The organism is Metapseudomonas otitidis, assembly GCF_900111835.1.
Classification (GTDB): Bacteria; Pseudomonadota; Gammaproteobacteria; order Pseudomonadales; family Pseudomonadaceae; genus Metapseudomonas; species Metapseudomonas otitidis.
In genome coordinates this window covers 303,534-322,545 of the sequence record NZ_FOJP01000001.1, presented here as the reverse complement: position 1 = coordinate 322,545, position 19,012 = coordinate 303,534, and the positions used below count along the sequence as shown (strand labels likewise).

Here is a 19,012-nt window from a genome sequence, read left to right as displayed (position 1 = left end):
CAATGACTATAGTCCGCTCGTCATGCCCGCCTCAGGACTGCGCATCCTGCAGCCCTCCACAGCTGGGGCGGGCATGGCTCCTCAGCCCTTCTCCCCGAGGTCGCGCCAGGTCAGGTACAAGCGCAGGTCGAACTCCAGTTGGTGATACCCCGGCAGCATGTGCTCGCAGAGCTGGTAGAACGCCTTGTTGTGGTCCCGCTCGCGCAGGTGCGCCAGCTCGTGAACCACGATCATCCTCAGGAACTCCGGCGCGGCCTCCTTGAACAGCGAGGCGACGCGGATCTCCTTCTTCGCCTTCAGCCGCCCACCCTGCACGCGGGACACGGCGGTGTGCAGGCCGAGCGCCTTCTGCACCACGTCCAGCTTGTTGTCGTAGACCACCTTGTCGATGGCCGGTGCACTGCGCATGTGTTCCTGGCGCAAGGCATTGGTGTAGCCGTAGAGCGCACGGTCACTCTGCACGTCGTGGCGGTCGGGGTAGCGGCGGGCCAGGTATTCGCCCAGGCGGCCCTGGTCGATCATCTGCCGCACCTGCGCCTGCAGGTGAGTGGGGTAGGCCTTCAGATAGCGCAGCGGATCCATGGTCGAAAGGGGGTTCGTGGAAGGGCGCCCATTGTACCGGGCGCGGCAGCAGGTGCCGGGATTTGTCATGACCATCACAGCGCCAGCATCGCCGTTCGTCGGGGCAATTCAGGCCCCTTCCAACCGCCTCGCTTACGGCTATTTGACAGCCGCGCCGGAGCGCCTCCGCACGGCACGCGGCTTCCCTGAAAAGGCGATGTACCGGCTGGTTACTTTTCGCGATGGCATTGCGATGTCAAACACTGATTTCGCCATTTTTATGACGGCATGAATTTGACGATCAGTGATTCACGGGCGGTTTTGCACGCCGTATAAAGCCATCCGCCAGGTGGCCCCTCTCGGGACACCCGGTACGAACAGCGGCTCAGGCCGCACTTAACCGCCCTACTTTTGGTTCGTGTGCAGTTGGCCGGATTGCCAGTGTAAGGGCGTCTCTAAAAGCGCAGCGATGACAACGCAGATCGTTTTTGGAGATGCCCGCAAGTGATTACATGCTCGTGGATGAGTTGCACCCCACTGAAAGTTCTCTTCGAGAACTCAGTCATGATCGACCTTGGAACCTGGAACCTGACCATCCCCGTCGGCGCCCCCTCTGTCACCATCGATACCCCCGCCCTGGTCGGCGGTTACCAGGACAACTACTTCAAGGCCAGCAACGGCACGCTGTTCTTCTGGACACCAGTGAACGGCAGCACCACCGCCAACGCCATCTACCCCCGCAGCGAGCTGCGCGAGACCTTCGCCGACGGCCGCCTGCGCAACTGGAACTACAGCGCGGCGGACAACTACATGAGCGCGAACCTGGCAGTGGACCAGGTGCCCTCCACCGGCAAGATCGTGATCGGCCAGATCCACTCCTACGGCAGCACCAGCCCGCTGCTGAAGCTGGAGTACCAGTACAAGACCAAGACCGGCACCGGGAACATCGTCGCCAAGATCCGCAACACCCCGGCGGACCCCGACGGCGCAGTGAGCACCCTGCTCAGCGGCGTGAAGCTGGGCCAGCGCTTCACCTACGTGATCAACCTGTCGCCCCAGGGCCGCCTGAGCATCCTGGTGAACGGCACCCAGTTCAGCCAGCAGCTCGACGGCACCTGGGCGCCCAAGCCGCTCTACTTCAAGGCCGGCGTCTACACCCAGGACAACGTTGGGAACGGCAGCGAGGCCGGCAGCGCGACCTTCTACAACCTGAAGACCGAGCACCGGGCGCTGACTGCCGCGAACTGAGCCCAGCCCGACGAGCGCCCATGAAAAAGCCCCGCCGAAGCGGGGCTTTCTCCATGCACCGACGCCGGATCAGTTGACCTTGGCGTCCAGTTCACCCTTGGCATAGCGCTGGAACATGCCTTCCAGGGAGATCGGCTTGATCTTGGAGGCATTGCCGGCGGTGCCGAAGGCTTCGTAACGGGCGATGCAGATGTCGCGCATGGCCTTCACGGTTTCGCTGAAGAATTTGCGCGGGTCGAACTCGCTCGGGTGCTGGCTCATGTAGCGGCGGATAGCGCCGGTGGAGGCCAGACGCAGGTCGGTGTCGATGTTCACCTTGCGCACGCCGTGCTTGATGCCTTCGACGATCTCTTCGACCGGAACACCGTAGGTTTCCTTAATGTCGCCGCCGAATTCGTTGATGATCGCCAGCCAGTCCTGGGGCACCGAGGAGGAGCCGTGCATCACCAGGTGGGTGTTGGGGATGCGCTTGTGGATTTCCTTGATGCGGTCGATGGCGAGGATGTCACCGGTCGGCGGCTTGGTGAACTTGTAGGCGCCGTGGCTGGTGCCGATGGCGATGGCCAGGGCGTCCACCTGGGTCTTCTTGACGAAGTCGGCGGCCTCTTCCGGATCGGTCAGCATCTGGCTGTGGTCGAGGATGCCCTCGGCGCCGACGCCGTCTTCTTCGCCGGCCTGGCCGGTCTCCAGGCTGCCCAGGCAGCCCAGCTCGCCTTCCACGGAAACGCCGCAGGCGTGGGCGAATGCCACGGTCTGCTGGGTCACGCGGACGTTGTACTCGTAGTCGGCCGGGGTCTTGCCGTCTTCACGCAGGGAGCCGTCCATCATCACCGAGCTGAAGCCAAGCTGGATGGAGCGCTGGCACACGTCGGGGCTGGTGCCGTGGTCCTGGTGCATGCACACCGGGATGTGGGGGAACTCTTCGATGGCAGCCAGGATCAGGTGGCGCAGGAAGGGCGCACCGGCGTATTTGCGGGCACCGGCGGAGGCCTGGACGATCACCGGGGAATCGGTCTTGTCGGCCGCTTCCATGATGGCGCGCATCTGTTCCAGGTTGTTGACGTTGAAGGCCGGGACGCCGTAGCCGAACTCGGCGGCGTGGTCCAGCATCTGGCGCATGCTGATGAGTGCCATGGTGTTTCAGTCTCCCAAGTGGGGTGGGCTGTCGAAATGCGAAGCCTGCCGCAGGGGCAGGCCGGGTTCAAGCTTCGCGGTGGAACCCACCGCGAAAGCGGATGTTCTCAAGGGTGGTGCGACTCAGGGCGCCTTGCAGCCGCGACCGATCAGGTCGTCGGTGGCCACCCAGTAGACCAGGCCTTCGTCACCCTTGGTGTGGAAGGCCAGGCGGTCGTCGCTGTAGAGCGCGCCGGAGCCGGAAGGTTCTGCCTTGAGGCGATAAACGATGTCACCGCCGCCCAGGCGCACGTCCACTTCCTGCTGGGCCTTGTCGGCGTAGCGCCAGAACACTTCGGCCTGGCTGTCGCAGACCCAGTGGGTCCAGTTGTCCTCGGGCGCCTTCTGGCTGGCGCACCCGGCCAGCGCCAGCAGCGCTGCGAGGGCGAGAATGCCTTTCATCCTTCACTCCATGGCCGGGCGTTGCCGTCGGCTCACTGACAATGCTGTTCCGCGCTGCTGCCCAATGTCGGGTCCCCGCTGCTCTGGGCTTCCACCCGCTGGTCGTCGCGCGTCTGCGGCAGGACGACCTGGGGCGGGCTGAGCACCTCGCAGGGCTGGGGCGCCAGGCCTCCGGCACACCCGCCGAGCACGACGAACAAGGGCAACAGCAACGTTCTGATCCACATGGCGATGACTCCTTTATCGGTTTCCCTGAACGAGAGACCGCATGCCATCGCCATGATTCAGGCCATCTTTCAGGCCTTGGCCCGCTGCTCCAGCACCTCTACGGCCGGCAGCACCTTGCCCTCGACGAACTCGAGGAACGCGCCACCACCAGTGGAAATGTAGGAGATGCGCTGGGCCACGTCGTACTTGTCGATGGCGGCCAGGGTGTCGCCACCGCCGGCGATGGAGAAGGCATCGCTCTCGGCGATGGCCAGGGCCAGGGCCTTGGTGCCTTCGCCGAACTGGTCGAACTCGAACACGCCGACCGGGCCGTTCCAGAGGATGGTCTTCGACGACTTCAGCAGCTCGGCGAACTGGGCAGCGGTCTGCGGGCCGATGTCGAGGATCATGTCGTCATCCGCCACGTCGGCGATGAGCTTGACGGTGGCAGCGGCGGTTTCGGCGAACTCCTTGGCAACCACCACGTCCACCGGCAGCGGCACGCTGACCTTGGCGGCGATGGCCTTGGCGGTGTCCACCAGGTCGGCTTCGTAGAGGGACTTGCCGACCTTGTAGCCCGCCGCAGCGAGGAAGGTGTTGGCGATGCCGCCACCGACGATCAGCTGGTCGCAGATCTGGCTCAGGGAGTTGAGCACGTCCAGCTTGGTGGAGACCTTGGAGCCAGCGACGATGGCGGCCATCGGGCGGGCCGGGTTGCCCAGGGCCTTGCCCAGGGCGTCCAGCTCGGCGGCCAGCAGCGGGCCGGCAGCGGCGACCTTGGCGAACTTGGCCACGCCGTGGGTCGAACCCTCGGCGCGGTGGGCGGTGCCGAAGGCGTCCATCACGAACACGTCGCACAGGGCGGCGTATTGCTGCGCCAGCTCGTCGGCGTTCTTCTTCTCGCCCTTGTTGAAGCGCACGTTCTCGAACAGCACGACCTGACCGGGGGCGACGTCGACGCCACCCAGGTAGTCGGCCACCAGCGGCACTTCGCGGCCCAGGGCCTTGGACAGGTAGTCGGCCACCGGCTTGAGGCTGTTCTCCTCGGAGAACTCGCCCTCGGTGGGGCGGCCCAGGTGCGAGCAGACCATCACCGCCGCGCCCTTCTCCAGTGCCAGCTTGATGGTCGGCAGGGAAGCGAGGATGCGTGCGTCACTCTTCACGACGCCATCCTTCACCGGCACGTTGAGATCCTCGCGGATCAGCACGCGCTTACCCTGGAGGTCGAGGTCGGTCATTTTCAACACGGTCATGGGGTCAGTCCTTCACGGGGCTGGAGGTCAACGGGTTGTAGTAGCAGCCCGCAGGTAGTGGCCTGCGGTGTCGAGCATGCGGTTGGCGAAGCCCCATTCGTTGTCGAACCAGGCCAGCAGATTCACCAGGCGCGGGCCGGACACACGGGTCTGGCTGCCGTCGACGATGGCCGAATGGGGGTCATGGTTGAAGTCGCAACTGGCGTGGGGCAACTCGGTGTAGGCCAGCAGGCCCTGCAACGGGCCGCTTTCGGCCGCCTCGCGCAGCACGCGGTTGATGGCGGCGGCGGAGGTGTCGCGGGCGGTCTGCAGGGTGATGTCGAGGCAGGACACGTTCACCGTCGGCACACGGATCGCCTTGGCCTGGATACGCCCGGCCAGTTCCGGCAGCAGGCGCTCGATGCCCCGGGCCAGGCCGGTGGACACCGGGATCACCGACTGGAAGGCCGAGCGCGTGCGGCGCAGGTCTTCATGGTGGTAGGCGTCGATCACGGGCTGGTCGTTCATGGCCGAGTGGATGGTGGTGATGGAGACGTACTCCAGACCCACCGCCTCGTCGAGAAGTTTCAGCAGCGGCACGCCGCAGTTGGTGGTGCAGGAGGCGTTGGAGACCAGGCGCTCGGAGCCGCTGAGGCTGGCCTGGTTGACGCCGAAGACCACCGTGGCGTCGATGTCCGCCTCGCTGGCCATGGGCTGGGAGAACAGCACCCGCGGCGCACCGGCGGCGAGGAAGCGCTCGCCCTCGGCGCGGGTGGTGTACTGGCCGGAGCACTCCAGCACCAGGTCGACGCCCAGCGCGGCCCAGTCGATGCCCTCGGGCTCGGCGCTGCGCAGCACCTTCACGCAGTTGCCGTTGATGTGCAGGCAGTCGCCGTCCACCTTCACCTCGCCGGGGAAACGGCCGTGGGTAGAGTCGAAGCGGGTCAGGTACTCGATGCTGGCCTGGTCGGCCAGGTCATTGAGGGCGACGATCTCGAAGCCGTCACGACCGCCACGCTCGTACAACGCGCGCAGGACGCAACGACCGATGCGGCCGTAGCCGTTCAGGGCGACTTTGAAGGGGCGATGGCTGGACATGGGCGCTCGCTGGGCCGAAAGGAATGAGAACCCCGGACCCGGGCCATGACGGCCCGGGTCCGTGCAGGTCAGACGTCCAGCAGTTCTTCGGCGGTGGCGACGATGTTGTCGACGGTGAAGCCGAAATGCTCGAACAGCGCCGGCGCGGGGGCGGATTCACCGAAGCTGGTCATGCCGATCACGCGGCCTTCCAGGCCCACGTACTTGTACCAGTAGTCGGCATGGGCGGCTTCGATGGCGATGCGCGCGCCCACCTGGACCGGCAGCACGGCCTGCTTATAGGCGGCGTCCTGCTGGTCGAACAGGCTGGTGGACGGCATGGACACCACGCGCACCTTGCGGCCGGCAGCGGTCAGGGCGTCATGGGCCTGCACTGCCAGGCCCACTTCGGAACCGGTGGCGATGAGGATCAGCTCAGGCTCGCCGTCGCTGTCCTTGAGCACGTAGCCACCCCGGGCGATGTCGGCCAGCTGGGCGGCATCACGGGCCTGGTGAGGCAGGTTCTGGCGGGAGAAGATCAGCGCACTCGGGCCGTCCTTGCGCTCGATGGCGGCTTTCCAGGCCACGGCGGATTCCACCGCATCGGCGGGGCGCCAGGTGTCCAGGTTCGGGGTCGAACGCAGGCTGGTGAGCTGCTCGATGGGCTGGTGGGTCGGGCCGTCTTCGCCCAGGCCGATGGAGTCGTGGGTGAAGACGTAGAGCACGCGCTGCTTCATCAGGGCGGACATGCGCACGGCGTTGCGGGCGTATTCCATGAAGATCAGGAAGGTCGCGCCGTAGGGGATGAAGCCGCCGTGCAGGGCGATGCCGTTCATGATGGCGCTCATGCCGAACTCACGGACGCCGTAAAACAGGTAGTTGCCGGCTGCATCATCGGCGGAGACGCCCTTGCAGCCTTTCCACAGGGTCAGGTTGGAGCCGGCCAGGTCGGCAGAGCCGCCGAGGAACTCGGGCAGCAGCGGGCCGAAGGCGTTCAGGGCGTTCTGGCTGGCCTTGCGGCTGGCGATGGTCTCGCCCTTGGCGGCCACTTCAGCGACGTAGGCAGCGGCCTTCTCGGCGAAGTCGGCTGGCAGTTCGCCCTTGATGCGGCGCTCGAACTCGGCGGCCAGCTCCGGGTGAGCAGCGGCGTAGGCGGCAAAACGCTGGTTCCACTCGCTCTCGCGGGCAGCACCGGCGGCCTTGGCGTCCCACTCGGCATAGATGTCGGCGGGGATTTCGAACGGACCGTGGTTCCAGCCCAGGGTGGCGCGGGTCAGGGCGATCTCGTCGTTGCCCAGGGGCGCGCCGTGACACTCTTCCTTGCCCTGCTTGTTCGGCGAGCCGAAGCCGATCACGGTCTTGCAGCAGATCAGGGTCGGGCGGTCGGTGGTCTTGCGCGCGGTCTCGATGGCGGTGCGGATCTCTTCGGCGTCATGGCCGTCGACATTGCGGATCACCTGCCAGCCGTAGGCTTCGAAGCGCTTCGGCGTGTCGTCGCTGAACCAGCCATGGACTTCGCCGTCGATGGAAATGCCGTTGTCGTCGTAGAAGGCGATCAGCTTGCCCAGGCCCAGGGTGCCGGCCAGGGAGCAGACCTCGTGGGAGATGCCTTCCATCATGCAACCGTCGCCCAGGAACACGTAGGTGTTGTGGTCGACGATGGTGTGGCCTTCACGGTTGAACTGGGCGGCCAGCACCTTCTCGGCGATGGCGAAGCCCACGGCGTTGGCGATGCCCTGGCCCAGCGGGCCGGTGGTGGTCTCGACGCCGGCGGTGTAGCCGTACTCCGGGTGACCCGGGGTGCGGCTGTGCAGTTGGCGGAAGTTCTTCAGGTCATCGATGGACAGGTCGTAACCGGTCAGGTGCAGCAGGGAATAGATGAGCATCGAGCCGTGGCCGTTGGACAGCACGAAGCGGTCGCGGTTGGCCCACTGCGGGTTGCTCGGGTTGTGCTGCATGTAGTCACGCCAGAGCACTTCGGCGATATCGGCCATGCCCATGGGGGCGCCGGGGTGGCCGCTGTTGGCTTTTTGCACCGCATCCATGCTGAGGGCACGAATGGCATTGGCACGCTCACGACGGCTGGGCATCGCTGATCTCCTGCGGGTTGAATGACGCTGAACGAAAAAAGGCGGCTATTTTCGCCCAGCGGGCAGGCTCGGGGCAATGACAGATGGTCGAAGAGGCGACGCTTCCCTCAGGCCGGGCTGCTCAGGCAGGGCGCACGGAACAGTTCGCCATGCCACAGGCCGGCCAGCGTGCGGCGCATCACCAGGCCCCAGACCAGCGCCAGGCCGGCGGCCAGCAGCAGCCCGAAGCCCCCGAAGGCGACCATGTCGGTCTGCCGCTGCAGCTCCAGGCTGGCCAGGGCGAACACCCCCAGCGGGAAGGTGAAGCCCCACCACCCCAGGTTGAAGGCCATGCTCTGGCGCCGGTAATGCAGGGTGAACAGCAGGGCGATCACCAGCCACCAGAACCCGGCCCCCCAGAGCACGAACGCGCCCATCAGACCGGCGGCGGGCGCCAGGCTGCCCAGCCCTTCCAGGGGCGTACCGGCGAAGGCCGCCGGGGCGGCGTGGCCCAGGGTCATCAGCCCCAGGCAGCCGGTGGCCAGCGGCCCCAGGGGCAGCCAGCTGGTGGCGGCGAAAGCGGTGTCCGGCAGCTTGTGCAGGGCCAGGCGCAGCAGCACCAGGGTGATCAGGGAGAACGCCAGGGTCAGGGACAGGCCCCACAGCAGGTAGCCGCTCACCAGCAGCGGCCGCGCCAGCTCCGGCGCCAGGTGCGGCGCCAGTACCCCGGCACTGGCCGCCGCCACCTCGGGTGCGACGATGGGTAGCAGCCACACCGCCGTCAGGGACTCCAGGGCATGGCGCTGGTGGGTGAACATCAGGTACGGCACCAGCAAGGCGCTGCCCAGGGCCAGCAGCATGTCCAGCCACCACAGCCCGTGGGCCAGGGCATAGGCCGCCTCGCCCCAGCGCGGTCCGCCGTAGAGCACCAGCCCGTTGATCAGCGTCGCCAGCCCCATAGGGATGGCCCCCAGGAACATCGACTGGACCGGGTGCGCCAGCATGGGCCCGATGGTTTCCGGGAACGCCACCAGGCGACCGATGAACAGCAGGCTGAAGGCCAGGAACAGCACCAGGTCCAGCGCCCAGACCACCTCCCCCAGTGGACGCAGGGCGACCAGTGGGCCCGGCAGGTTGCCCAGCACCAGCGCCAGCACGCCGGTGCCCATGGTCACGGCGAACCAGCCGGGGATGAAATGGCGCACCAGGGCGCTGGGATGATCGAGGCGGGTGAAGGGGCGAGGCATGGCGGCTCCGGTCGGGCGGTCCCGTGTCAGACGATGCCTGCACGATACGGCCGGGCGTGCTATACGAAAAATACATCTTCGATATACCAGGCATGCCTTTCATTTATGAATCTGCACCACCTCAAGGTCTTTCTCGCCGTCGCCGAAACCGGCGCCATCAGCGCCGGCGCCGAGCGCCTGCACATCAGCCAGCCGGCGGTCACGCGGGAAATCCGCGAGCTGGAAGGGCGCCTGGGCCTGTCGCTGTTCGATCGCCAGCCCCGCGGCGTCACCCTGACCGAAGCCGGCCAGCGCCTGCTGGCCTACGCCGAGCGCATCTTCGCCCTGGAGCAGGCCGCCGAGCGCGAGCTGCAGGCCTTCGCCGGGCTGGGCGACGGCGAGCTGCAACTGGGCGCCAGCGCCACCCTCGGCAGCTACGTGCTGCCGCCGCTGATCGCGCGCTTCCACCAGGCCCACCCGCAGATTCGCGTCGAACTGCGGGTCGGTAACACCCGCAGCATCCTCCGTGACCTGCAGGACCAGCGCATCGCCCTCGGCTTCGTGGAGGGCGAATTCGACCGCCAGGCCTGCGCCTTCCAGCGCCTGGAGCAGGACAGCCTGGTGGCGGTGTGCGCCCCCGATCACCCGTTGGCCCGGCGAGGCACCCTGCGGGCCCGCGACCTGGCCGACTACCCGCTGTACCTGCGGGAAGAGGGTTCCGGCACCCGCGCCAGTATCGAGCAGGCCTACCACGCCCACGGCCTCGACACCGACCCGCGCCTGGCGATCGGCAGCACCGAGGCGCTGAAGCACCTGGTGGCCCAGGGCCCCGGCCTGGCCTGGCTGTCCCGCCGGGCGGTGGCGGACGAGCTGGCTGCGGGGCGCCTGATCGCCCTGACGGTGGACGACCTGCACATCGAGCGTGAGCTGCATGTGCTCTGGCTGCAGGGCCGCAGCCTGGCCCCGGCGCCGGCGGCCTTCCTGGCGCTGGCCCTGGACGGCCAGGCGCCGCCGATCAGCAATATCAAAGAATCTTGATATTGGGATTGCGAGCCCGGGGAGCGCTGACTAGACTGCGCCCCCATGAACCTGCGCGTGCCCCAGATCCGCCATGACGACTGCGACGAGCTGGCCGCCCTGTGCAAGGCCGGCGGCGACCCGCTGCGGCTGAACGTGCTGCGGGCGCTGGCCAACGATTCGTTCGGTGTCCTGGAACTGGCGCAGATCTTCGCCATCGGCCAATCGGGCATGAGCCACCACCTCAAGGTATTGGCCCAGGCCGGGCTGGTAGCGACGCGCCGCGAAGGCAACGCGATCTTCTACCGCCGCGCCATCGCCCGCAGCGACAGCCTGGGTGGCGCCCTGCACGCCGCGCTGCTGGTCGAGGTGGACGCCCTGGCGCTGCCGGACGACGTACTGGCCCGCATCGCCGAGGTGCATGCACGGCGTGAAGCCGCCAGCCGCGAGTTCTTCGCCCGCACGGCGGAGAAGTTCCAGGCCCAGCAGGACCTGATCGCAGGACTGCCGCAATACCGTGACAGTGTGCTGGCATTGCTGGACGCGCTGCGTCTGCCTGATGCGGCCAGCGCCGTGGAGATCGGCCCGGGCGACGGCGGGTTCCTGCCTGACCTCGCTCGCCGCTTCCGGCGGGTGGTCGCGCTGGACAACAGCCCGGCGATGCTGGAGCTGGCGCGCCTGCGCTGCGAGGCCGAAGGGCTGGGGAACGTCGAGCTGAAGCTCGCCGACGCCCTGGATGACGAACAGGAAGCCGCCGACTGCGTGGTGCTGAACATGGTCCTGCACCATTTCGCCGCCCCGGCCGAGGCCCTGAAACAGCTGGCCCGCCACCTGCTACCCGGCGGCGCCCTGCTGGTGACCGAGTTGTGCAGCCACAACCAGAGTTGGGCCAGGGAGGCCTGCGGCGATCTCTGGTTGGGCTTCGAACAGGACGATTTGGCCCGTTGGGCCGATGCCGCGGGGCTCACGCCCGGCGAGAGCCTCTACATTGGCTTGAAGAACGGCTTTCAGATTCAGGTGCGGCACTTCGCCAAACCGGACTCGCGAAGCGACCTCACCCACCGGTAGTAAAGGAAACCGATAGATGAGCGAATACTCCCTGTTTACCTCCGAATCCGTGTCCGAAGGCCATCCGGACAAGATCGCCGACCAGATTTCCGATGCCGTCCTCGACGCCATCATCGAGCAGGACAAGCACGCCCGCGTGGCCGTGGAAACCCTGGTCAAGACCGGTGTCGCCATCGTCGCCGGCGAAGTGACCACCAGCGCCTGGGTCGACCTCGAACAGATCGTCCGCGACGTGATCAACGACATCGGCTACACCAGCTCCAACGTCGGCTTCGACGGCGCCACCTGCGGCGTGATCAACATCATCGGCAAGCAGTCCGTGGACATCGCCCAGGGCGTCGACCGCTCCAAGCCGGAAGACCAGGGCGCCGGTGACCAGGGCCTGATGTTCGGCTACGCCAGCAACGAAACCGACGTGCTGATGCCGGCCCCGATCCGCTTCTCCCACGCCCTGGTCGAGCGCCAGGCCGAGGCCCGCAAGTCCGGCCTGCTGCCGTGGCTGCGCCCGGACGCCAAGAGCCAGGTCACCTGCCGCTACGAGAACGGCAAGGTCGCCGGCATCGACGCCGTGGTGCTGTCCACCCAGCACAACCCCGAAGTATCCATGGCCGACCTGCGCGAAGGCGTGATGGAGCTGATCATCAAGCACAGCCTGCCCGCCGAGCTGCTGCACAAGGACACCCAGTTCCACATCAACCCGACCGGCAACTTCGTGATCGGCGGCCCGGTGGGCGACTGCGGCCTGACCGGCCGCAAGATCATCGTCGACTCCTATGGCGGCATGGCCCGCCACGGCGGCGGCGCCTTCTCCGGCAAGGACCCGTCCAAGGTGGACCGTTCCGCTGCCTACGCCGGCCGCTACGTGGCCAAGAACATCGTCGCCGCCGGCCTGGCCGACCGCTGCGAGATCCAGGTTTCCTACGCCATCGGCGTGGCCCAGCCCACCTCCATCTCGATCAACACCTTCGGCACCCACAAGATCGCCGAAGACAAGATCATCAAGCTGGTGCGCGAAGTCTTCGACCTGCGTCCCTACGCCATCACCAAGATGCTCGACCTGCTCCACCCGATGTACCGCGAGACCGCCGCGTACGGCCACTTCGGCCGCACCCCGCAGCAGAAGACCGTCGGCAACGACACCTTCAGCACCTTCACCTGGGAGAAGACCGACAAGGTCGACGCCCTGCGTGCCGCCGCCGGCCTCTAAGCCGACGCGAAGCAAAAAGCCCCGCCATCGTGCGGGGCTTTTTGTTTTGCCCTCGCCCTGCCGGCATCCCCCCAAAACCCCGCGCGATCACCGGCACTTTCCCACAGCCCTCTCGGCCCACGAAGCACGCTCCCTCGACGAGACTGGCGCCCCCGCCGCATTCCTGTATGCCCGGACGACGCGGCGGGCCGTTGCGTCCGGCGATTCAAGGAGAGAGAACGACATGCAGAAGTTGATGGCATTGCTGGCAGCCGCCGGCCTGGCAACCACCCTGGGCAGCGTCCAGGCAGACGAGCTGCAAGGGCAGTTGGAGAAGGCCAAGCAGAAGGCATGCGACAAGCAGCGCGCCGAACTGCAGGCCGAGAAGGACGGTTCGGAGAAAAGCAGCGGCGGCCTGGCCGCCTCCCTACTGGGCTCGGTGAAAAAAGAGGTGAGCAAGCACCTCGATGACGCCTGCGGCGACCCCGACGACGCCAGCGAGGGCTGATGCCCGGGCAGGGCGCCCACCGCCCTGCCCTTCCATGCATTTCACCGCGCCCCCCCCCCTCCGCGCCCTGCAGCACCGAGACTCTTCCGCCAGGACGCGCTCATTGGAGGCACCATGCGCATCGCCACCCTGCTGCTCCTGCTGACCCTCCCCGTCGCCACCTTCGCCACCCCCTCCTGCCCCGACTGGCCTGCAGACAAGGCCCACCAGGAACTCACCGCCCTGGACACCCAGCTCGCCGCCTGGAACCAGGCCTATCACCTCGAAGGTCACTCGCCCGTAGCGGACGAGCTGTACGACCAGGCACTGGCCGAACGCGACCGACTCGGCCGGTGCTTCCCCACCGTGGCGGGCACCCCACCCGATCCGCTCGACGGCGCCGGCGGCAAGCAGCTGCACCCGGTGCCCCAGACCGGCCTCGACAAGCTGGCCGATGCCAGCGCCCTCGCCCGCTGGATGCGGGGGCGCGAGGACTTCTGGGTGCAACCCAAGGTGGACGGCGTGGCCGTGACCCTGGTGTACCAGGACGGCCACCTGGCCCAGGCGATCAGCCGGGGCGACGGGCGCCAGGGCGAAGACTGGACGGCCCGCGCCCGCCAGTTGCCGGCAGTCCCCACCGAGCTGCCGGGACTGGCCGGGCGGCAGGTCCTGCAGGGTGAGCTGTACTGGAAGCGCCCCGGCCACGTGCAGGCACAAGCAGGCGGCCAGGGTGCGCGGGGACGGGTCGCCGGACTGATGGCGCGCCAGCGACTGAGTGACGAGGATGCAGCAGGCATTGGCTTGTTCGTCTGGGACTGGCCCGGCGGCCCGCTCGAGATGGCGGCGCGGCTCGATCGCCTGGCACAACTGGGCCTGGACGACACCCGTCGACTGACCCGCCCGGTGCACAGCGCCGCCGAGGTCGAGAAGCTGCGCGAGCAGTGGTACCGCTCGCCCCTGCCCTTCGCCAGCGACGGCATCGTGGTGCGCCAGGGTCGCGCGCCGGCACCACACACCTGGGAGCCACGACCGCCCCACTGGGCAGTGGCCTGGAAGTACCCCTTCGCCCAGGCACTGGCCGAAGTGCGCCGGGTGGAGTTCCGAATCGGCCGCACCGGGCGCATCACACCCCTGCTGCACCTGGAGCCGGTCACCCTGGAGGACCGACGCATCCAGCGTGTCGGCCTGGGCTCCCTGGAACGCTGGCAAGCGCTGGACGTCCGCCCCGGTGATCGGGTCGCGGTCGCACTGGCCGGGCTGACCATTCCGAGGGTGGACGCGGTGGTGACCCGCGCGGTGGAACGCCCGGCACTGGAGGCGCCCGACCCGGCCCTGTTCCACCCCCTGAGCTGCTGGACGCCGGAGGCCATGTGTCGCCCCCAGTTTCTCGCCCGCCTGGACTGGCTCTCGGGCAAGCAGGGGCTGGACATGCGCGGCATCGGCGCCGGCACCTGGGAACAGTTGCTGCAGGCCGGAACGCTGGAGGGGCTGCTGGACTGGCTGGACCTGGAAACCACCCGCCTCGACACGGTGCCGGGCTTTTCCCACGCGCGCAGCCAGGCCTTCCACGAGGCCCGGGAGCGGGCCCTGAGCCGACCATTCGCCGACTGGCTGAAGGCACTGGGGGCACCGCCGGGGCATAGCGTCGCTGAAGGAGCAGACTGGCGAGCGCTGGCCGCGCTCGATGAGGCCGATTGGCGACAGCGCCCTGGCGTGGGCCCGAAGCGGGCCGCGCAGCTAAAGGCGTTCTTTCATCATCCGCAGGTCGCCGACCTGGCCGCCCGCCTGGAAGCGGCGGGCGTGGAGGGTTTCGCGCCGGCTCAGTAGGCGCGGAATTCCTTGTGGCAGGCCTCGCAGGCGTCTTCCACCTTCTGCACCAGCGGCGCCATGGCCTGGGGCTGCAGCGGGCGGTTGGCCGTGGCAGTCGCCAGTTGGCCGGTGGCGGCCTCCAGCTCGCGAGCCAGGGTCTGGAAGCGCTCCTGGCGCTGCCACACTTCGTCACGGGCATCGCTGCCGTGCTCATCCTCGCGAACCTGGGGGAAGTGCTGCCAAGGCTGGTGGGCCAACTGGTCCAGCTGCTTGGCGTTGTCGGCGAATTTCTGCTCGTCGAAGGTCACCCGCCCGCGCAGCATGCCGCCCATGTCTTCGCTGACATGGAGCATCTGCTTGAACAGTGCCTGGCGCTTGCCCAGCGGGGAGTTGGGGTCGACACCGCCACAGGCGGTCAGGGCGAGGCAGGCGGAAAGCAGGATCAGGGCAGGGATCGTCTTCATGGGAGCGGTGCACCGAACGGCTGGCGGCGGGGGCGCACAGTATCGACACCCGCCGGGCAAATACCAAGGGTGGCGACAGTTTGTCGCAGCCCTGTCCGCCCGGCGGCGTCGCCCGTCAAGCGGACACGAAGAAGAACGCGGCGATCAGTGCCATGCCGATGAACCACACCAGCGAACGCAGCAGCGCCCAGTCCGCCAGGTAGCAGACGAAATACACCACGCGACTGACCACGAAACCGACGGCCAGCAGGTCGAGGGTCTGCTGCGGCGCCTGGCCGATCTGGTGAGCGGCCAGCAGCGCGGCGGCAAAGGCCGGCGTGACCTCGAAGGCGTTGTGCTGGGCGTTGTCGGCACGCTTGCGCCAGCCGGTGAGGCCGGCGAGGAAGGTGCGCGGGTCGTGGTTCTGCCGGGGCCCGAAATCACCCCCGGTGAACTTCGCCACCCCCGTGGAGAGGTAGGGCAGGAACAGGGCGATCAGCAGGCACCAGTAGGCAAGGGTCATGGCGGGCTCCAGTCAGGAAGGGGAGCGCGGAGCCTCCCAGCCCTGGCCGGGGCTGTCCATGGCCGCCGCAACCGGGGTCGCGGCACGGCGGCCAATCCGGCGCTAGTCCTTGAACTGGTCGCGGATGTAGGTGATCTCGGTCTTGCCGTGGGCAGCAGGCTTGCCGTCGTCGCCGAGGTTGACGAAGACCATGCGGTCGATGGTGAGGATGCTCTTGCGGGTGATCTTGTTGCGCACTTCGCAGCGCAGGGTCAGGGAGGTGCGGCCGAACTCGGTGGCGGTGATGCCCAGCTCGATGATGTCGCCCTGGCGCGCGGAGCTGACGAAATTGATCTCCGACATCAGCTTGGTCACCACCCGCTGGCTGCCCAGCTGGATGATGGCGTAGATGGCGGCCTCTTCGTCGATCCACTTCAGCAGGCTGCCGCCGAACAGCGTGCCGTTGGGGTTGAGGTCCTCGGGCTTGACCCATTTGCGGGTGTGGAAATTCATGGAATCCCTCCGGTTGGCGAGTGACGGCGCGATGATCGCAGGGTGCTGTCGGCTCGTCCAAGCGACGCACTCAATCGCCTCGATAGCAGCAGACGGAAAGCCTTGGGGAGTGCCGTTCGGGCCGCTATAATCTCCACCGCTTCAAACGGCCCACCGGGCCGTTCCCGCCACCTGTCCGAGGGGCGCTGCAGCAGGGCTGTCTTCGATGGCGCCTGTCAGGCTCGGATGGGGCGTTCCCCAAACGCATCAACGGCGCCCATTCGCACCCAACGAATGGAGAGTTCGCATGAGCGCTGTCATCACGCCTGCCGATTTCAACGATTACAAGGTCGCCGACATTTCCCTGGCCGACTGGGGCCGCAAGGAACTGACCATCGCCGAGTCCGAGATGCCGGCCCTGATGGGCCTGCGTCGCAAGTACGCTGCCAGCCAACCGCTGAAAGGCGCGAAGATCCTCGGCTGCATCCACATGACCATCCAGACCGGCGTCCTGATCGAGACCCTGGTCGCCCTGGGCGCCGAAGTGCGCTGGTCGTCCTGCAACATCTTCTCCACCCAGGACCAGGCCGCTGCCGCCATCGCCGCCGCCGGCATCCCGGTGTTCGCCTGGAAGGGCGAGACCGAGCAGGAGTACGAGTGGTGCATCGAGCAGACCATCCTCAAGGACGGCAAGCCCTGGGACGCCAACATGGTGCTGGACGACGGCGGTGACCTGACCGAGATCCTGCACAAGAAGTACCCGCAGATGCTGGACAGGATCCACGGCATCACCGAAGAGACCACCACCGGCGTGCACCGCCTGCTGGACATGCTCAAGGCGGGCACCCTGAAAGTCCCGGCGATCAACGTCAACGACGCGGTCACCAAGAGCAAGAACGACAACAAGTACGGTTGCCGCCACAGCCTGAACGACGCCATCAAGCGCGGCACCGACCACCTGCTGTCCGGCAAGCAGGCCCTGGTAATCGGCTACGGCGACGTGGGCAAGGGCTCCGCCCAGTCCCTGCGCCAGGAAGGCATGATCGTGAAGGTCTCCGAGATCGACCCGATCTGCGCCATGCAGGCCTGCATGGACGGCTTCGAGCTGGTCTCCCCCTACAAGGACGGCATCAATGACGGCACCGAAGCCAGCATCGACGCCGCCCTGCTGGGCAAGATCGACCTGATCGTCACCACCACCGGCAACGTCAACGTCTGCGACGCCCACATGCTCAAGGCGCTGAAGAAGCGCGCCGTGGTGTGCAACATCGGCCACTTCGACAACGAGATCGACACCGCTTTCATGCGCAAGAACTGGGCGTGGGAAGAGGTCAAGCCGCAGGTGCACAAGATCCACCGCACCGGCGCCGGCAGCTTCGATCCGGCCAACGACGACTACCTGATCCTGCTGGCCGAAGGCCGCCTGGTGAACCTGGGCAACGCCACCGGCCACCCGAGCCGCATCATGGACGGCTCCTTCGCCAACCAGGTACTGGCGCAGATCTTCCTGTTCGAACAGAAGTTCGCCGACCTCTCTGCCGAGAAGAAAGCCGAGCGCCTGACCGTGGAAGTCCTGCCCAAGAAGCTGGACGAGGAAGTGGCCTTGGAGATGGTCAAGGGCTTCGGCGGCGTGGTCACCCAACTGACCAAGCAGCAGGCCGACTACATCGGCGTCACTGTCGAAGGCCCGTTCAAGCCGGACACCTACCGCTACTGACAGCCCCAGGCCGTGGACCGCAAACGCGGTCCGCGGCCTGCCGCTGGAAAGAGACTGCTTTCCATGTCCCAAGACCGTCGTTACAGCTTCGAATTCTTCCCCGCGAAGACCGAGGCCGGCCACGAGAAGCTCCTGGCCACTGCCCGCACCTTCGCCGGCTACAAACCTGATTTCTTCTCCTGCACCTACGGCGCCGGTGGTTCCACCCGCGACCGCACCCTGCAGACCGTGCTGCAACTGGATGGCGAGATCCAGGTGCCGACCGCCCCGCACCTGTCCTGCGTCGGCGACAGCAAAGCCGAACTGCGTGCCCTGCTGGCCCACTACAAGGACGCCGGCATCCGGCGCATCGTCGCCCTGCGCGGCGACCTGCCCTCCGGCATGGGCATGGCCAGCGGCGAGCTGCGCCACGCCAACGACCTGGTGGAATTCATCCGCGCCGAGACCGGTGATCACTTCCACATCGAAGTGGCCGCCTACCCCGAGGTGCACCCCCAGGCACGCAATTTCGAAGAAGACCTCAAGCACTTCGTCAACAAGGTGAAGGCCGGTGCCGACAGCGCCATCACCCAGTACTTCTTCAACGCCGACAGCTACTTCTACTTCGTCGATCGCGTCCGCCAGCAAGGCGTCGAGATCCCGATCGTCCCGGGCATCATGCCGATCACCAACTACAGCAAGCTGGCACGCTTCTCCGACGCCTGCGGCGCAGAGATCCCGCGCTGGGTGCGCAAGCAACTGGAGGCCTACGCCGACGACACGGCCAGCATCCAGGCCTTCGGCGAGCAGGTGATCACCGAGATGTGCGAACGCCTGCTGCAAGGCGGCGCCCCGGGCCTGCACTTCTACACCCTGAACCAGGCCGAGCCCAGCCTCGCGATCTGGAACAACCTCAAGCTGCCGCGCTAGGGCGCATCCGGAAACCCGGGCGAGGCCATCGGCGCACAGGCAGGCACAGGCAAAAGCGCGCAATTCATCCGGCGCGAATGAGCACTTTGAGCCTGTTCTCAACGCGGCGATGACAACGCAGGTAGCGTTTAGAGACCCGTTAGAGACCAAGGCCGGTGGCGGAACCGCACCGGCCCCTCCTTCCAAG

At 67.0% G+C, this 19,012-nt stretch carries 20 protein-coding genes and 1 riboswitch; of the genes, 9 read left to right on the top strand and 11 right to left on the bottom strand.

Translation table 11 applies throughout. The features are described from left to right. Positions 1–81 precede the first annotated feature (81 nt). Positions 82–582: a M48 metallopeptidase family protein gene (locus tag BM198_RS01565; RefSeq protein WP_074967258.1), complete on the bottom strand. Its 501-nt coding sequence runs from the start codon at positions 580–582 to the stop codon at positions 82–84. A gap of 67 nt (positions 583–649) precedes the next feature. Here BM198_RS01565 and BM198_RS01560 point away from each other — a divergent pair, with 67 nt between their 5' ends. Together BM198_RS01560 and BM198_RS01555 are read left to right on the top strand one after the other, a co-directional pair. Further along, positions 650–853: a hypothetical protein gene (locus tag BM198_RS01560; RefSeq protein ID WP_139233541.1), complete on the top strand. Its 204-nt coding sequence runs from the start codon at positions 650–652 to the stop codon at positions 851–853. 272 nt (positions 854–1,125) lie between these two features. Continuing rightward, a complete protein-coding gene (locus BM198_RS01555; RefSeq protein ID WP_074967254.1) occupies positions 1,126–1,809 on the top strand; it encodes a polysaccharide lyase family 7 protein in 684 nt (227 codons plus the stop codon). 69 nt (positions 1,810–1,878) lie between these two features. On the opposite strand, the gene fba is transcribed toward BM198_RS01555, so the two are convergent. From fba to BM198_RS01520, 7 genes are all read right to left on the bottom strand, one after another. Next, complete coding sequence (gene fba / locus BM198_RS01550) at positions 1,879–2,943, bottom strand: class II fructose-bisphosphate aldolase (protein WP_044403502.1); 1,065 nt, start codon at positions 2,941–2,943, stop codon at positions 1,879–1,881. A 123-nt stretch (positions 2,944–3,066) separates the two neighbouring features. Then, positions 3,067–3,384, bottom strand: a complete 318-nt coding sequence (locus BM198_RS01545; RefSeq protein WP_074967252.1) for an MliC family protein — start codon at positions 3,382–3,384, stop codon at positions 3,067–3,069. Positions 3,385–3,416: 32 nt separating this feature from the next. Beyond that, complete coding sequence (locus BM198_RS01540; protein WP_074967250.1) at positions 3,417–3,611, bottom strand: hypothetical protein; 195 nt, start codon at positions 3,609–3,611, stop codon at positions 3,417–3,419. 69 nt (positions 3,612–3,680) lie between these two features. Further along, positions 3,681–4,844: a phosphoglycerate kinase gene (locus tag BM198_RS01535; RefSeq protein ID WP_074967248.1), complete on the bottom strand. Its 1,164-nt coding sequence runs from the start codon at positions 4,842–4,844 to the stop codon at positions 3,681–3,683. 27 nt (positions 4,845–4,871) lie between these two features. After that, positions 4,872–5,921, bottom strand: coding sequence for an erythrose-4-phosphate dehydrogenase (epd, locus tag BM198_RS01530; RefSeq protein ID WP_044403510.1), 1,050 nt, complete (start codon positions 5,919–5,921; stop codon positions 4,872–4,874). 68 nt (positions 5,922–5,989) lie between these two features. Beyond that, positions 5,990–7,990: a transketolase gene (gene tkt / locus BM198_RS01525; RefSeq protein WP_074967246.1), complete on the bottom strand. Its 2,001-nt coding sequence runs from the start codon at positions 7,988–7,990 to the stop codon at positions 5,990–5,992. Between the two features lie 107 nt (positions 7,991–8,097). Beyond that, the gene (locus BM198_RS01520) at positions 8,098–9,216 is read right to left on the bottom strand and encodes a TDT family transporter (protein ID WP_074967244.1); all 1,119 of its coding nucleotides are present in this window, start codon (positions 9,214–9,216) and stop codon (positions 8,098–8,100) included. Between the two features lie 105 nt (positions 9,217–9,321). On the opposite strand from BM198_RS01520, the gene BM198_RS01515 reads away from it, so the two are divergent. From BM198_RS01515 to ligB, 5 genes are all read left to right on the top strand, one after another. Beyond that, the gene (locus BM198_RS01515) at positions 9,322–10,233 is read left to right on the top strand and encodes a LysR family transcriptional regulator (RefSeq protein ID WP_074967243.1); all 912 of its coding nucleotides are present in this window, start codon (positions 9,322–9,324) and stop codon (positions 10,231–10,233) included. 45 nt (positions 10,234–10,278) lie between these two features. Beyond that, complete coding sequence (locus BM198_RS01510) at positions 10,279–11,280, top strand: ArsR/SmtB family transcription factor (protein ID WP_074967241.1); 1,002 nt, start codon at positions 10,279–10,281, stop codon at positions 11,278–11,280. Between the two features lie 16 nt (positions 11,281–11,296). Then, entirely contained in the window at positions 11,297–12,487 is a 1,191-nt protein-coding gene (gene metK / locus BM198_RS01505) for a methionine adenosyltransferase (RefSeq protein ID WP_074967239.1), read from the top strand. A gap of 223 nt (positions 12,488–12,710) precedes the next feature. Further along, entirely contained in the window at positions 12,711–12,974 is a 264-nt protein-coding gene (locus BM198_RS01500; protein WP_074967237.1) for a hypothetical protein, read from the top strand. Between the two features lie 114 nt (positions 12,975–13,088). Continuing rightward, complete coding sequence (gene ligB, locus BM198_RS01495) at positions 13,089–14,780, top strand: NAD-dependent DNA ligase LigB (protein WP_074967235.1); 1,692 nt, start codon at positions 13,089–13,091, stop codon at positions 14,778–14,780. Here the strand turns inward: ligB and BM198_RS01490 are convergent. The 3 genes from BM198_RS01490 to BM198_RS01480 all read right to left on the bottom strand — a co-directional run bounded on the left by BM198_RS01490 (position 14,774) and on the right by BM198_RS01480 (position 16,220). Continuing rightward, positions 14,774–15,226, bottom strand: a complete 453-nt coding sequence (locus tag BM198_RS01490; RefSeq protein WP_074967233.1) for a c-type cytochrome — start codon at positions 15,224–15,226, stop codon at positions 14,774–14,776. The two genes, ligB and BM198_RS01490, sit on opposite strands and share 7 nt — an antisense overlap. Positions 15,227–15,341: 115 nt before the next feature. Beyond that, complete coding sequence (locus BM198_RS01485; RefSeq protein ID WP_074967231.1) at positions 15,342–15,728, bottom strand: MAPEG family protein; 387 nt, start codon at positions 15,726–15,728, stop codon at positions 15,342–15,344. 102 nt (positions 15,729–15,830) lie between these two features. Then, positions 15,831–16,220: an acyl-CoA thioesterase gene (locus tag BM198_RS01480; protein WP_069559169.1), complete on the bottom strand. Its 390-nt coding sequence runs from the start codon at positions 16,218–16,220 to the stop codon at positions 15,831–15,833. Positions 16,221–16,391: 171 nt separating this feature from the next. Next, positions 16,392–16,485, top strand: a riboswitch (S-adenosyl-L-homocysteine riboswitch). A 21-nt stretch (positions 16,486–16,506) separates the two neighbouring features. Between BM198_RS01480 and ahcY the strand changes: the two genes are divergently transcribed. Continuing rightward, positions 16,507–17,916: an adenosylhomocysteinase gene (gene ahcY, locus BM198_RS01475; RefSeq protein WP_074967229.1), complete on the top strand. Its 1,410-nt coding sequence runs from the start codon at positions 16,507–16,509 to the stop codon at positions 17,914–17,916. Between the two features lie 63 nt (positions 17,917–17,979). Continuing rightward, entirely contained in the window at positions 17,980–18,825 is an 846-nt protein-coding gene (gene metF / locus BM198_RS01470) for a methylenetetrahydrofolate reductase [NAD(P)H] (RefSeq protein ID WP_074967227.1), read from the top strand. Positions 18,826–19,012: the final 187 nt, after the last annotated feature.